14 protein-coding genes are annotated in these 13,000 nt (G+C 54.8%); 8 read left to right on the top strand and 6 right to left on the bottom strand.

All coding sequences use genetic code 11. The annotated features are described in order from the left end of the window. Positions 1–6 precede the first annotated feature (6 nt). The 3 genes from QZN75_RS03785 (at position 7) to QZN75_RS03775 (ending at position 1,744) form a co-directional block, all read left to right on the top strand. Positions 7–213: a protein translocase SEC61 complex subunit gamma gene (locus QZN75_RS03785; protein WP_292424941.1), complete on the top strand. Its 207-nt coding sequence runs from the start codon at positions 7–9 to the stop codon at positions 211–213. Between the two features lie 11 nt (positions 214–224). Then, entirely contained in the window at positions 225–749 is a 525-nt protein-coding gene (locus QZN75_RS03780) for a transcription elongation factor Spt5 (protein ID WP_292424938.1), read from the top strand. Between the two features lie 473 nt (positions 750–1,222). Next, on the top strand, positions 1,223–1,744 hold the full coding sequence (locus QZN75_RS03775) for a hypothetical protein (protein WP_292424935.1): 522 nt from the start codon (positions 1,223–1,225) through the stop codon (positions 1,742–1,744). Positions 1,745–1,892: 148 nt separating this feature from the next. Here the strand turns inward: QZN75_RS03775 and QZN75_RS03770 are convergent, their stop codons facing one another. The 3 genes from QZN75_RS03770 to QZN75_RS03760 are packed head-to-tail and all read right to left on the bottom strand — an operon-like array spanning position 1,893 to position 5,506. Continuing rightward, complete coding sequence (locus QZN75_RS03770; protein WP_292424931.1) at positions 1,893–2,738, bottom strand: AAA family ATPase; 846 nt, start codon at positions 2,736–2,738, stop codon at positions 1,893–1,895. 7 nt (positions 2,739–2,745) lie between these two features. Next, positions 2,746–4,104, bottom strand: coding sequence for a nitrogenase component 1 (locus QZN75_RS03765; protein WP_292424928.1), 1,359 nt, complete (start codon positions 4,102–4,104; stop codon positions 2,746–2,748). After that, positions 4,085–5,506, bottom strand: coding sequence for a nitrogenase component 1 (locus tag QZN75_RS03760; protein ID WP_292424925.1), 1,422 nt, complete (start codon positions 5,504–5,506; stop codon positions 4,085–4,087). Before QZN75_RS03760 ends, QZN75_RS03765 begins: the two co-directional genes overlap by 20 nt. A 233-nt stretch (positions 5,507–5,739) precedes the next feature. Between QZN75_RS03760 and QZN75_RS03755 the strand changes: the two genes are divergently transcribed. From QZN75_RS03755 to QZN75_RS03745, 3 genes are read left to right on the top strand one after another with little or no spacing between them, the layout of a single operon-like run. Then, positions 5,740–6,408 (top strand): flavodoxin family protein, encoded by a 669-nt coding sequence (locus QZN75_RS03755; RefSeq protein WP_292424922.1) that lies wholly within the window; start codon positions 5,740–5,742, stop codon positions 6,406–6,408. A 16-nt stretch (positions 6,409–6,424) separates the two neighbouring features. Then, the gene (locus QZN75_RS03750; protein WP_292424919.1) at positions 6,425–7,264 is read left to right on the top strand and encodes a DUF169 domain-containing protein; all 840 of its coding nucleotides are present in this window, start codon (positions 6,425–6,427) and stop codon (positions 7,262–7,264) included. Then, positions 7,261–8,043 (top strand): DUF169 domain-containing protein, encoded by a 783-nt coding sequence (locus QZN75_RS03745; RefSeq protein ID WP_292424916.1) that lies wholly within the window; start codon positions 7,261–7,263, stop codon positions 8,041–8,043. The genes QZN75_RS03750 and QZN75_RS03745 overlap by 4 nt, the downstream gene beginning before the upstream one ends. Positions 8,044–8,128: 85 nt before the next feature. Here the strand turns inward: QZN75_RS03745 and QZN75_RS03740 are convergent, their stop codons facing one another. Genes QZN75_RS03740 through QZN75_RS03730 form a run of 3 tightly spaced genes read right to left on the bottom strand, consistent with a single transcriptional unit; the run spans position 8,129 to position 10,487 of the window. After that, on the bottom strand, positions 8,129–8,791 hold the full coding sequence (locus tag QZN75_RS03740; protein WP_292424914.1) for a class I SAM-dependent methyltransferase: 663 nt from the start codon (positions 8,789–8,791) through the stop codon (positions 8,129–8,131). Between the two features lie 35 nt (positions 8,792–8,826). Next, positions 8,827–9,570, bottom strand: a complete 744-nt coding sequence (locus QZN75_RS03735; RefSeq protein ID WP_292424911.1) for an ABC transporter permease — start codon at positions 9,568–9,570, stop codon at positions 8,827–8,829. Then, positions 9,570–10,487, bottom strand: a complete 918-nt coding sequence (locus QZN75_RS03730) for an ABC transporter ATP-binding protein (RefSeq protein WP_292424908.1) — start codon at positions 10,485–10,487, stop codon at positions 9,570–9,572. The genes QZN75_RS03735 and QZN75_RS03730 overlap by 1 nt, the downstream gene beginning before the upstream one ends. Positions 10,488–10,746: 259 nt before the next feature. Between QZN75_RS03730 and QZN75_RS03725 the strand changes: the two genes are divergently transcribed. Together QZN75_RS03725 and QZN75_RS03720 are read left to right on the top strand one after the other, a co-directional pair. Next, positions 10,747–12,108 (top strand): MFS transporter, encoded by a 1,362-nt coding sequence (locus QZN75_RS03725; RefSeq protein WP_394339491.1) that lies wholly within the window; start codon positions 10,747–10,749, stop codon positions 12,106–12,108. Between the two features lie 387 nt (positions 12,109–12,495). Further along, positions 12,496–12,972: a 50S ribosomal protein L11 gene (locus QZN75_RS03720; RefSeq protein ID WP_292424904.1), complete on the top strand. Its 477-nt coding sequence runs from the start codon at positions 12,496–12,498 to the stop codon at positions 12,970–12,972. Positions 12,973–13,000 lie beyond the last annotated feature (28 nt).

Here is a 13,000-nt window from a genome sequence, read left to right as displayed (position 1 = left end):
GCAGTTATGGAAATTTCAAAACCTGATATCAAAATCAACATGCACGAGGAGTTATTCCGCAAATACTTCCGTGTCCTGAAACTCGCGCGCACTCCCACCCGTGAGGAGTTCACCAAGATTGCGACCGTCGCGGCAGCCGGTGTTCTCCTTATCGGGATGATCGGGTTTATCATCTACCTGATCTTCGACCACAAAACGCTCTTAGGATTCTGATCCTGATCGCCATGACTCAGGAACCAACTCCCGCATCGACAGCGCCATCGATCCCTCCCGCACCGGAGGTCTTCAATAACCGGATCTTCGCGATCAAGACGACCTCCCGGCAGGAGCGGACGGTGGCCGACAATATTTTAAAGGCCATCGAGATGAAGGCAACTGACATTAAGGTCACCTCGATTATTGTCCCCAACGAACTCCAGGGATACGTCCTTGTCGAAACCCCCGAGCAGCGGAACAGGATCGAGCAGCTTGTGGAGATGATCGCCCATGCGCGTGCGGTCGCAAAGGGCCAGACGACGCTTGCCGAAGTGGGTCACTTTTTGATCCCGAAACCTGTCGTGGCCGGCATCGATGAGGGCACGATTGTCGAGCTGATTGCCGGGCCGTTCAAGGGCGAGAAGGCCGTGGTCAAGCGCGTCGATTCGGCAAAGGAAGAGATCACGGTCGAGCTGTACGAAAGTGTGGTCCCGATCCCGATCACTGTCCGCGGAGATAATGTCAGGGTCGTTGAGAAGATCAGCGACCGGTAATTTTTTTTATTATTTGTAGTAAATGTCGTGAACTGACAACTGTGTTGACCGATCCGCAACGAACCTGCTGGTTCTGCTCGAAGATCCGTTGAGACCCGGGTCATACATACGGAAGCACCGCACCGTAACAATGCAGAATTTCCCCCTGTCTGGATCACGTGGTTGTATCGGGGAATCATGCCCTTCATGAAGCACTGTGCTTTTTTCAATCTTTTTACGCTGATGAATGATGATATACGGTACCTCGGTGAGTGCGATAAACGATGTCAACCACAAAAAGATCTCATGTGGTTTCAGTATGGTGGTACCGTTGAGGTGTCAAAGCGCCGAAGGGGGCACTCCTTGGCCGCCATCCGCCCATTTTTTGTAAGCAAGACTTGATAAAGCATAGGTTTAATATTACAAAATGTAATGTNNATGTGGGCCCCACTATCAGCCCGCATCTTAAACCCACCCCTCTGGAGGATACCAGAATGAAACTAACAAAAATCAATATAATCACCGTTCTTGCCGCGGCACTTCTCGTTGCCGGGGTTATTATCGCAGGATGCACGCAGGACACCGGCAGCGATTCAAACTCTGTCACGAACAGCCAGCAGGCTTTGCCTGCAAGCACGGGAAACAGTCCTTCTTCGGATAATGGCGGATCACAAAGTGGCAGTAATACAGGCAACAGTCCAACATCTGGTAATGTCGGATCACAAACCGGCAGTTATGCCGGGAACACCAGCAATTGGAGCCATCAGTACGCCGGGCAGAGTTTCCTTACAAACGATACCCTGCTCAGCGCAGCAGCCACCCAGCTGGGGGTGTCCGAACAGGACCTCAAGAATGCCCTGACCCCCACAAGCGGGGAGCGGCTGAACATAACCGTCGCGGCACAACAGATTGGCGTGACCCCACAGCAGCTCAGGACAGCACTTGGGTTTAGTGCCCCCGGTGGTTATCATGGCAACCGCACCAGTACAACAGCGACATCAGGATCCGGTCAGTAACCACATACGGTGACCTGGGTCCGAATCTTTTTTTCTTCCAGTTATATGCGGTGATCGGCCGTGCCGACTTCCCGTATGACCCGTTGCGGCAGACACTCTCTTCTCGGCAACAACAGCGGGGCACGATGCCCTGCCGCTTCTAAACGCATCATCTCTTTACAAGATGCTGCCGGTACATCGTCTCAAGCTCGGCGAGATCATTCACCGGTGTCGGGATCACCTGAGAATTGTTTTCGATTATCGCTTTAGCAAGATTCCTGAAGATCTCGGCTTCCTTTGAACCGGGAGAGTGCTCCACCACGGCCCTGCCTTCCATCTCACACGCCTGGATCACGGGACTCCGGGGGACGAACTGGACAAATGAGGTTCCCAGTTTTTTTGCAAATTCCGGGATGACGGCACGCTCGAACGCTTCATCGCCGTTGCTGTTGCAGATGATCCCGGCAAGCCCGGTGTCCCCCCGCTTAGCGAGGCGCTGCACTGCCCGGGCGATGTTGTTTGCCGCATAGATGCTCATGAACCCGCCGGAACAGATGAGGTAGATCTCTTTTGCGAACCCCTCGCGGATGGGCATCGAAAAGCCCCCGCAGACAACGTCGCCGAGGACATCGTAGATCGCCACATCGATCTTGTAGGTCTCAAACGCCTTGAGGTCTTTTAAGATCTGCAGCGCTGTCAGCACGCCCCTGCCGGCACAGCCGACTCCCGGCTCCGGCCCCCCCGCCTCGACAAGGTAGATCCCGCCGGGCGATTTGAAGACGATATGGTCAAGCTTGATTGCATATTCGTCTTTACCCACCATCAGCTGTTCCCGGTGCTCTTCCAGGACGGCTGGGATAAACCGCCCGCCGGCAAGGATTCTTGTTGAGTCCCTCTTGGGATCGCAGCCGACCTGCATGACTGTATACCCCATCCCGCTCAACGCCGCAGACAGGTTTGAGGCGATCGTGCTCTTCCCGATGCCCCCTTTGCCGTATATCGCGATCTGCCTCATGCTCCATTCACCACTTTGCCTCGTACCTTTTTTCTTTTGAACGCCATCCCATTGTCCACTCGTTCTGGACGCACTCGAAGAGGTTCAGGATGCCGGTATACCCGAAATATTCCCTGTTAATCATCCTGAACTGGCGCATTATTCTCACCACTTCGACAACATACGCCACAGGAAGCCCCTCACTGGCGTGCCGTTCGATCGTGCTGCCGAATATGACCTTCGGCTTTACCTCACGCAAGCTCATCCTTGTCTTGTACACGTCAGTACCGTACACGACTTTAGGGCTGAGCCCGAGGTCTTTGAGTTCCCGTTCCAGCAGTTCCCGCACCGGACGACTGGAGGTGTACAGGGCAACGAGCTCTGGTGTCATCTCCATTTCCTCGGTGACAAACCGGACAAGCGGGATACCGATCGTGGCATCGGCAACGATGGCGGCAGGAGTCCGGTACAGGAACCGCGCCATCGGCCACTTGCGCCGGCACGTCGCCATCACCATCTTTTCGCCTTCCGCTACCATACCCTCCGCTGTTTTCTGCGCATCGAACCGCTCCCCGAGCACAGTCAGCCAGCGCTGGGTGTTGGTCATTCCGATGGGCAGGGGGATCCCCTTGCAGATCTGTTCGATTCCATAGGCTGCGGAAAGATAATCCGCTGCTTTCTGTCCGGCATCGTGGCTCAGCAGGAGCGATGTCTCGGCAGATGCAACATTCTCAATGTCGGAAAGCGGAGTCCTGTGTGTGAGCGTGGCAACAACCCGGATACCCAGTCTCTTAAGGACCTGTTGTACCCATTCAAGGTCTGCTGTCCAGGTCGGGTTGGCGTTTGCGTGGGGGGCGATAAGGCAGACCGAATCCGGGATCTTCTCATCGCTGTTCTTCACCAGTCTTTTTAATATCGTATCCAGCGAGATGTCGATGCCGTCATACTGCGATCCCCTGAACCCGGCACAGGGAACAGGAACGAGCCGGAACTTCACCTCCGGCTGCAGGGTCTCGCATACCGCAACGATGTCGTCGCCGACAATTTCAGGCCCGCACGCACTGATCACGAACAGGGCTGATATGGGAAGATCTTTTGCTTCCAGGATCGTACGGGCAAGAATGTCTTCACCGCCGTGCACGATCTCGTTCACGCACAGTTTTGTGCAGAGCGTGACCGTCTCCATGTAGTCGCACTCCTGCGAGGCAAATGCATTGTTGACAAGGTAATCGCACCCTTGAGGGGAATGGGCGAGCAGGGCGGAACCGGAGACTCCCAGTGCCGTCTGTGCGGCGCCATTGAAAGCACACCGGAGGTAGGGATCCGTGCATTTATCAGGAAACGGGGGTGCCGCCCCGGCCGCTTCTTTATCGTGTCCTTGTTCCATAGAGCATCCCCTTAAACAGACGCGAGCGCGGGAGATTCTTATTCTCAAGAGCCTGCCTGACGAGAGTGGCGATGTTTTTGATCCCCTTAAAGCCGTACTGGGGCTGGAACGTCGGGTTCATGAGCGTTAAGTTCACCACCGGGCAGGGTGGGAACCGGCCGGAGTTCCCGAAGAAGATGGGGTTATCATACCCCTTTACAATCGCCTCCAACTCGTCCTCGGTCTCTTTTGACGAGCGGAAGCTTCCCAGCCGGAAGAGTCCTTTTGTAAGGATGATCTCCGGGTTGACACCCGTTTCTAAAAGGAACTTGATGCTGGGCATCCGTTCCTTGATTGTATAGGGGTGGACATTGATCACGACAGGGCGGGCTCCGAACTCTGCCGCCATCCGGGCAAGGGAGAGGGCCCGTATCGGGCCGGGAAATTCCGATATTTCGATGATGGCAGTTTTTCCCGACAGGGCCTGCCTCAGGTAGGCAAGATCCGGCTCAACCTCCAGTGTCTCCCGTTCAATTACATCCAGCGCTTTTTCTTTCATTCCAAGGGGAGTTGCAACGCCGAGCAGCCATTCCGTTGTTGCCGCGAGGCCGTAGGGCTGCCCGGTCCTGCTGTACGGGATGCCGAACCGTTCCTGCATCAGGTCGCCGAGTTTCTGACCCCAGTCATAACACCACGAGGCATTCAGTTCGACCTCCCGGGCATGCCGGATCTGCTCAACGGTGCACCCTCCCGCGATGATGGCGTTTATCTTTATTCCGATCTCGGAAAGGAGCCTTTCTATCTCATCCATATCCCAGTTGAACTCCGTGGGGGACGGCCCCCAGCGGGCTCCGAGGATGTTGATCGTCCCTTTCATCATCTTTTCCGGGGGGTCCATCAGCTCCATGATCAGTTTAAACGCATCCTCGTAGCCGCTCCGGAAATCGCCGCCGAAGCCCTCGCTCCTGAGTGCAAGTACCCTGCAGCCGACCAGTTTCTCTGCTTCGCGGGCGATGCTTTCGACATCGTCGCCGATGATCCCGGAACAGCAGCAGGAGAGGATGACAATGAGGTCGGGGTGGTACTTTGCGTATGCTTCCTTTACCGCTTCCAGGAGTTTTCCCTCGCCCCCATAGATGATGTTGCTTTCGTCAAGGGTTGTACAGGCAGTGGGTTCGAGCGGGACACCGCGGATCTCGCAGCATTCCCGGGTCCTGACAAAGTCGGACATGTAGAGCGGGCATCCCGTGGGGCCATGCACGAGGGGGACCACGTGCCGTATGCCGCTGATGACGTAGTACGCAGTAAAAAACTTGCACATCGGGGCGTGCGAGGCCTGTAGTTTGGGGATCATCTCGCCGGTTTCGACTTTCTCCAGTAACTGCTGCAGGGTGCCGTGAAATACGATGGAATCGTTCTCCATGATTCACACACACTTCCATCACACATACAGGATATATATTTACTGACCGAATCTTTTTATTGAGAATAAAAGGATGCAATGCCGGCCGGTGTTCAATCTGAAGAGAAGAGAACAGGGGCTTGTGCCCCGGACAGGGATTATCCCTCCTCGTTTTGGTTTACCATGCCGGAACCTCCAGTCAATACCTTTATTATAAACATTCTCCGATTCCCATCCAACAGGAACGATCATATATGAAAGTCATAGGAGTGAACGCAAGTCCCCGGGGAAAGGATAGCAATACCCTACGCCTGGTGAACGCAGTACTGGCGGGTGCGAAAGACGAGGGTGCAGAAACAGAATACGTGGATCTCCACACGTTGCGCATAGAGTACTGTACGGCCTGCGGGACGTGCTATGCCACCGGGGAGTGCACCCTGCTTGACGATTTTTCGGATCTCTTTGACCGTCTGATGAATGCTGATGGGATTGTGCTTGGCGCTCCCAACTATATCGATTCCGTGCCTGCGCCAATGAAAGCACTTTTTGACCGTATGGCGGATGCCATTCACTGTCAGATGCTGACGGGTAAGTTCGGGTGTTCGGTTTGCACGGCAGGGGGGAGTGGTGAGTCTGAAGTTGTCGGGTACATGAACAAAGTACTCACAACGCTTGGCGCGAACATCGTGGGAGGGATAGGTGTCGCGATCGGCAGGGATCCGGCCGCCCTCGGAAAAGCCGAAACAAAAGCCCGTAAGATGGGAAAGACGCTGGCCCGGTCGATCAGGGGTGAAATTTCCTACCCGGAACAGGACGAGATTCACCGGCAGAAGAGGGAGTTCTTCTGCCAGCTCGTAAAGTACAACAAGGACCGGTTCGCCCACGAGTACGACTGGTATGTCCAGATGGGCTGGATGAAATAAGCAAAGGTGAACAAGCATGAAAAGTATAACCGCAGAAAAACTCCGGCTTGACTACGAACCCGTGGCCATTCTCTGGAGCAATACAAAACCCGAAGGAGCATTACAGATAAAACCGCACGGGCAGACCTGCATCATGCCGTTCTTTGCGCAGGTCGCAACGAAGGGAAAAACGGCCGTATTCGACCGGGAGACCTATGGCTGTCCCGGCGCCCGGGCCGGCCTTGGTTTTGGCAACGGGTACTACGATGCCTTTGGCGGAGCCGGCGTTGATTTCATGTCCGCTTTTTTTGTGAAAGGAGCGGAGAGCAGCAAGAACCCGGAAGCCTATTGCGCGACCGTGCAGCATATCCCTGAGCGGGAGCGGGCCAAGTTCCTGCAAGGTGAACGTCTTCACAAGGATACGGAAAAGGCAAAGCGGTTCATGACCGCAGACCTGCCGATCACGGATATTGCTGAGAAGTATGTGATCTTCATCCCCCTCGGCAAAGTGAAACCCGGCGAGCGCCCGGTTGTCGTGGTTTTTGTGGCAGACCCGCTCCAGATCACCGGCCTTGTCACGCTCGTGGGGGCAATCCGCGAGGGCACGGATCCCGTGCGGGTCCCGCCCATGGCTGCCTGCCAGCAGATCGGGGCATTCGCGTACGATGAGGCAACAAAGGAGCACCCCCGGGCAGTGCTCGGGTACACGGACCTTGCGGCCCGGGCAAATGTGGGAAAGACCATACCGGAAAAGATGTTCACGTTTGCCGTGCCGTTTTCGCTCTACCTGGAAATGGAGGAGGAGGCAAAAGATGGTGTCTTCGACGGCCCGATCTGGAAAGGGCTTGCGGCGGAAAAGACAGGAGTTGTATCATGACAGGTGATGATTTCAGGACGATTGGGTCGAGTCTTGCGTCTGCGTTCCGGCTTTCGACGCGGCCTCTTGCGGTGTATGGAACGGAGGTCCTGCCGGCAGGCATCCCCCCGATGGCCGGGATAAACCGGTGTTTTGCAGTCAGCATGTACCGGATGGCGGCAGGACGCGAGATACCGGCGATCTATATTGGCGCCGGTGCAACTGAGGGCTGCTGCCCCGGCGGGCTGTTCCACACGGGTTACATCCCGGTCCCCGATGACATCAAATATTTTGTCTCGACCGGCAAAAAAGACGTCCGGGGCGGGGCAGCGGAGTTCCTCAAGGCAAGTCCCAACCTGGTCGAGCACTGCTCGATGGCGGCCGGGCCGATCCACCCGCCGGGTAAATATCTTGTCGTGCAGGCCTGCGAGGCGCTGCCTGATCCCATGCCCGACGTCCTCTCCCTCTGTATCTTCGGGAACGGCGAACAGATCCGGAACATGGCAGCGCTCATTCACTTTGACCGGGACGACCCGTTCTCACCGGTCATCGTTCCGTGGGGGTCGTCCTGCTCGACATTCATCACCTTCCCGGCCGGCCTTGCGGAAAACACGCCCAGAAATACCGCGTTCATGGGCCCGCAGGATCCGACCCAGAACCATTCGATGCCCCCTGAGATGATGGCACTCGGTATTCCCGCAGACATGGCTGCACGGATGGTAAAAAACCTGGATGCTTCTTTCATTACCCGGAGGCCGCAGGTGGCATTTCCCAATCATGAGAGGCTATTGAACCGATAGGCTCACCGGAACGTTGATTTTTTTAATTATTCTTTTGCTTCATGGTGTGAAGCTTGCCTTTCCAAATATTTTCCCTGAAAAAATGTCAGTGTCGCGTAGCCAGCACACAGACTGCACGATGGGGGCCAAACTTGCTGCTGACGTCCATGGTTTTTAATTTCCGGATGGTGAAATACGGGGAAACAAGGTCCATTAGTTCGGATTCTGATGAGAAATAGAGCGTTGTCCCGATCCGGGTCGTGCGGTATTTTCCGCTCCCGCCAAACTGGGGGTCGCTCTCAGCAAAACAGACGGAGAAGTACGTGGCCCCCGGGTTTGTGATCTTATACACATTTCTGATATAGGCCTCCCGGTCTTCCGGGAATATATGGTGCAGGAACTCCCAGTCATAGGCAAAGTCAAACGTATCCGTCACTTCATGCAGATCGCCAAGGAGATCAGCAACAATAAACCTGCACCGGGCTCCCCGCTTTTTTGTATTCTTCCCTGCGATCTTTATTGCCGTTGGAGAACTGTCGACACCGGTGACGTCAAACCCGAGACCGGCAAGGTAGATCGCATAGTTGCCGGCACCGCACCCGAGATCAACGGTCCTGCAGGGTTGCACAATCCCGTTCTGTATAAGGTTCACGAGTGCATCGGGGGGAGTCTCACTGTTCCATGGGATGCTATCCAGGGGCATGGTCTGGTAAATCCTGTCGACATCGGCATATTTCATGCAGGTCACCCTGATGGAATAATCAACCATTGGGGTGTTTCAATGTTTCTCCTTCGCGCTCATTCCTAAATCCCCTTTGAAAGATTATACTGCTGGATCAGTTTTGCACTGCCGATGAAGAGCAGAATTACCACAACCAGAACAATTATATCAAGACCCGCTGGGTAGACTGCATTGCCGTTGATCGCTCCGTTAAACAGGTCAACGAGATACGTGAGCGGGGACACTTCGTTTGTCCATGCCCAGCTTCCGAGCTGGCTCAGGGGAATGAAGATGCCCGAGACAAATATCAGGGGAAGGCGGATCAGGTTGGAGACCATCATCACATTGGAGGGATTGCTCATTGCGGGGGACGAAAGGAGGGTCCCGAGAGCTGCAAAGGTAAACCCACCCAGGATCAATGTTACCGCCAGGAGCAAAGGATGTGCGAGGGGTAAGTGAAGAATAAGCGATCCCGCACTCCACACTATTGTCGTGATAACGATCCCGAAGAGTGCCCCTGCAAGAATGTCGCCAAGGATGATGCTTTCCAGCGTTACCGGGAGCGACAGGAGGCGCTCGTAGGTCTTTTCCCTTTTCTCCCACGGGGTAATGAGCGGTCCGGTGGAGGAGGAGGAGAAAAACAGCATCATGCCAAGGAATGCCGGGAAGAAGAGGACGAGATTGAGGTTCCGCCCGATAAAAAAGGTCAGGAACATCAGGAAGGGAAACAGGAGACCGAAGATCACAACCGCTCCCTTGTAATAGTAAATCCGCATATTCTTCTCGGCGACTAAAAGGACACTCCGGGTAAAAAGGCTGGGATCCATCACGCACCTCCCGTGAGCTGGACAAATGCCTCTTCAAGCGTCGGGGTCGATGTAGCAACCGAAATGATTTTCAGGTGTTCCCGTTCAGCAAGGGCGGCAAGGTATTTTACGGCAGGATCCGGGTCATCCGTGTACAGTCTCCACTTGTCGCCGTGATTCTCCACGCGGAAGACTCCCCCGGATTCAAGCCATTCTTTTTTCACCGGCTGCTCGAACGCGATCTCCACGTATTTTGTGGTATCGAAGGTTTTTTTGAGCCTCTCCGTGCTGCCCGTTGCCACGATCTTCCCTTTGTTGATGACGCTGATGACCGTGCAGAGCTCATTGGCCTCCTCAATGTTGTGCGTGGTAAGAAAGACCGTGCTGCCCTCGTCGTTCATTCTGCGGATCGTATCGAGCACGAGCCGGCGGCTGAACACGTCCAGCCCTCCCGTGGGCTCGTCGAGGAACAGCACCGGTGGCGAGGGGACGATGGCACACGCGATGCTGATCCGCTGCCGCATCCCTTTTGAGAATGTGCGGACAATATCGTTCCTTCTGTCGGTGAGTCCCAAATAAGAAAGGATCTCATCTGCCCGCTTTTTGCGGGAGATACTGTCCATGCCGTAGAATTTCGCCGTCCAGAGAATGTTCTGTTCGGCGGTCAGGTCGCTGTAGACCGTGCCGTTCTCGGGGATAATCCCCATCTTCAGTTTGGCTTCAAGCGGATGTTTGTTGATATCTATCCCGCAGATACGGGCGGAGCCGGTATCCGGTGTCAGCACACCGGTAAGCATCCGGATGGTTGTGGTCTTCCCGGCACCGTTGGGCCCGAGAAAACCAAAGATTTCCCCCTCTTTTACGGCAATACTGACGTTGTCAACAGCCCTGAAAGACCCGAATGATTTGCTGAGATTATCTGCTTTGATAATGTCCATGTATGGTTTCCTATACATTGTTACCGAATGGTATCATATGAGGGTATCTGTCAGCCTGTCACGGGTAACGCTATGACCCCGGCGATTCTGGTGACTCCTCCGTTCTCCCTGAACCTCTCCCCCGGGCCAGATACGTCATATCCTGATAACCCCCGGCAACCGTCCGAAAGGTACAAGAACAAACAGAGGGTAATCTCTCACGGATCCGATGGATACCCGACAAAAAATTATCATTTTCGTTCTCATGCTCGGGACCCTGATGGGTTCTGTTGATTCTACTATTGTTATTCTCGCATTTCCCACCATATCAGCCGGCCTCCACGCGGACCTTGTTACAACCCTCTGGGTTATCCTCATCTACCTCCTCGTCGTCGCTGTTTGCACTACTCAGCTCGGGCGACTGGGCGATATTTATGGCAGGAGCCGGATGTTCAATACCGGTTTTTTTGTTTTCACGCTGGGCTCACTCTTTTGCGGGCTGTCCCCGACGATTTACTGGCTGATCCTAACCCGGGGTATCCAGGCATTTGGCGGGGCACTGATGCAGGCGAACAGCGGTGCGATCATCGCCGATACCTTCCCCCCGAATGTGCGGGGAACGGCATACGGGTACATCTCCCTGGGCTGGACGAGCGGGGCAGTGCTCGGTATTGTCCTGGGGGGAATTATCACGACCTACGTGGGCTGGGAATACATTTTTTTTGTCAACCTGCCAATAGGGATTTGTGCCACCCTCCTCGGGATGCGGTATGTGAAGGATTCGGTGAGGGCCGATGCACACCTTGACATTGCCGGTATGGTGCTCCTGGGCCTGGCACTTACGCTTGTCTCCTATGCCAGTGTTGACTTTGCCGGCCAGGGTATTACGGGACAAAATGTCCTCCTCTTTATTGTGGGCGTGGTGGCAATTGTCCTGTTTCTCGCCTATGAATCACGGTGTGCCCATCCCCTCCTCGACTTTGGTGTATTTAAAAACCGGATCCTGAAGTTTTCCATCATGGCCGCATTTTTCCTGAGTCTGGGCTACATGTCCGTTATGTTTCTTATTACGATGTATCTCCAGGGTATCCGGGGGTTCTCACCGCTCGATGCAGCCCTCCTCCTGACCCCGGGGTATGTGATAGGAAGCCTGCTCTCTCCCATGATGGGCAGGTTTTCTGACAGGTACGGGGCACGGATCCTTGCAAGCTCCGGTGCGGCAATGTTATGCCTTGCAACGCTTGTCTATCTCATGCTCCAGCTCGATACTCCCCTCTGGGTTGTCCTGGTTGCATCCGGCATCTCCGGTATCGGGTCGGCGATGTTCTTCCCGTCAAATAACAGCGCTGTTATGGCAAATGCACCTCACGGGTCCTTTGGCGGGATCTCGGGGGTCCTCAGGACCGTCCAGAATATCGGGATCCTGGGAAGTTTTGTCATTGCCATCACCGTTGCCTCCGCATCGATCCCGCGGAGTGTTGCGTTTGAGGTGTTCATTGGCACAACAAATCTTGTTGGCGGTGTCTCGGAGGCATTCCTCCATGGTATTGATGCCTCGCTCTGGGCATCGATCGGCGTTATGGGAATTGCTGCTGTCCTTTCGTGGATGCGGGGACACGAGGTCCGGCAATCAGAACCGTAGGGATTATAGAGAATCTTGGTGGGTCTGATGGGTACAGTCTGACCCGTTGCGGAAGAGCCCGCCCTGATGCTTCTGGAATTTCCGGTCCCATGCCTTCACACCCTGTCCCAGTTTTCAGAATGTACCTGCCCGACCCCCCATGGACAGGGCCGGAAGCGTGGGCAAAATGGGGCTTTTTTATAAGAGTAGAATTGCTGGAAAAGGTGGGGGTGAGGGATAGAAGGGGTCGGATGGGTACATTGTATGGACAGGTATGGCGACACTCATCGCAACTGTGTAGTGAGCGCTCACCCTTTTTTCCCACGATCACCTTTATTTCCCATCACGTCAAATTTAACAGACCCAAGCTCGGAACCCGCTTATACGGGACGGCATGGTGCAAAGACTATGGCAGAAGTGGTCGAGGTTTTAGTACCCGGCGGAAAGGCAACAGCAGGTCCACCATTAGGACCCTCGCTCGGACCACTCGGTATCAACGTGAAGGCAGTAGTCGATGAGATCAACAAGAAGACCGCCACATTCAACGGAATGCAGGTCCCGGTTAAGATCGAAGTCGACGCTAAGAAGAACTTCACGATCTCGGTGGGTGTCCCACCGACGACGGCACTCATCAAGAAAGAGGCCAATATCGAGAAAGGATCCGCAGAGCCCAACGCCATTATGGCAGGGAACCTGCCATTCGAGGCCGCAGTCAGAATTGCCAACATGAAACTCGAAGGAATGCTCTCATACGAGCTCAAGACCGCTGTAAAAGAGGTCGTGGGCACGTGCGTAAGCATGGGTGTAAACGTTGACGGCAAGCGCCCCAAAGAAGTGCTCGCCGACATCGCAGCTGGCAAGTATGACAGCGTCCTTGTGAAATAGATCCGAAGAACACCATAGGAGATCGAAG

The organism is Methanoregula sp. (genome assembly GCF_003170075.1).
GTDB lineage: Archaea > Halobacteriota > Methanomicrobia > Methanomicrobiales > Methanospirillaceae > Methanoregula.
This window is presented reverse-complemented; position numbering and strand designations above follow the sequence as displayed.

What these genes read in the sequence shown, in the direction of transcription:
- QZN75_RS03750 (WP_292424919.1), top strand. Translation starts at nt 6,425, where the DNA reads ATGAAAAGTATAACCGCAGAAAAACTCCGGCTTGACTACGAACCCGTG.
- QZN75_RS03740 (WP_292424914.1), bottom strand. Translation starts at nt 8,791, where the DNA reads ATGGTTGATTATTCCATCAGGGTGACCTGCATGAAATATGCCGATGTC.
- QZN75_RS03755 (WP_292424922.1), top strand. Translation starts at nt 5,740, where the DNA reads ATGAAAGTCATAGGAGTGAACGCAAGTCCCCGGGGAAAGGATAGCAAT.
- QZN75_RS03770 (WP_292424931.1), bottom strand. Translation starts at nt 2,738, where the DNA reads ATGAGGCAGATCGCGATATACGGCAAAGGGGGCATCGGGAAGAGCACG.
- QZN75_RS03725 (WP_394339491.1), top strand. Translation starts at nt 10,747, where the DNA reads ATGGGTTCTGTTGATTCTACTATTGTTATTCTCGCATTTCCCACCATA.
- QZN75_RS03745 (WP_292424916.1), top strand. Translation starts at nt 7,261, where the DNA reads ATGACAGGTGATGATTTCAGGACGATTGGGTCGAGTCTTGCGTCTGCG.
- QZN75_RS03735 (WP_292424911.1), bottom strand. Translation starts at nt 9,570, where the DNA reads ATGGATCCCAGCCTTTTTACCCGGAGTGTCCTTTTAGTCGCCGAGAAG.
- QZN75_RS03780 (WP_292424938.1), top strand. Translation starts at nt 225, where the DNA reads ATGACTCAGGAACCAACTCCCGCATCGACAGCGCCATCGATCCCTCCC.
- QZN75_RS03765 (WP_292424928.1), bottom strand. Translation starts at nt 4,104, where the DNA reads ATGGAACAAGGACACGATAAAGAAGCGGCCGGGGCGGCACCCCCGTTT.
- QZN75_RS03775 (WP_292424935.1), top strand. Translation starts at nt 1,223, where the DNA reads ATGAAACTAACAAAAATCAATATAATCACCGTTCTTGCCGCGGCACTT.
- QZN75_RS03730 (WP_292424908.1), bottom strand. Translation starts at nt 10,487, where the DNA reads ATGGACATTATCAAAGCAGATAATCTCAGCAAATCATTCGGGTCTTTC.
- QZN75_RS03785 (WP_292424941.1), top strand. Translation starts at nt 7, where the DNA reads ATGGAAATTTCAAAACCTGATATCAAAATCAACATGCACGAGGAGTTA.
- QZN75_RS03720 (WP_292424904.1), top strand. Translation starts at nt 12,496, where the DNA reads ATGGCAGAAGTGGTCGAGGTTTTAGTACCCGGCGGAAAGGCAACAGCA.
- QZN75_RS03760 (WP_292424925.1), bottom strand. Translation starts at nt 5,506, where the DNA reads ATGGAGAACGATTCCATCGTATTTCACGGCACCCTGCAGCAGTTACTG.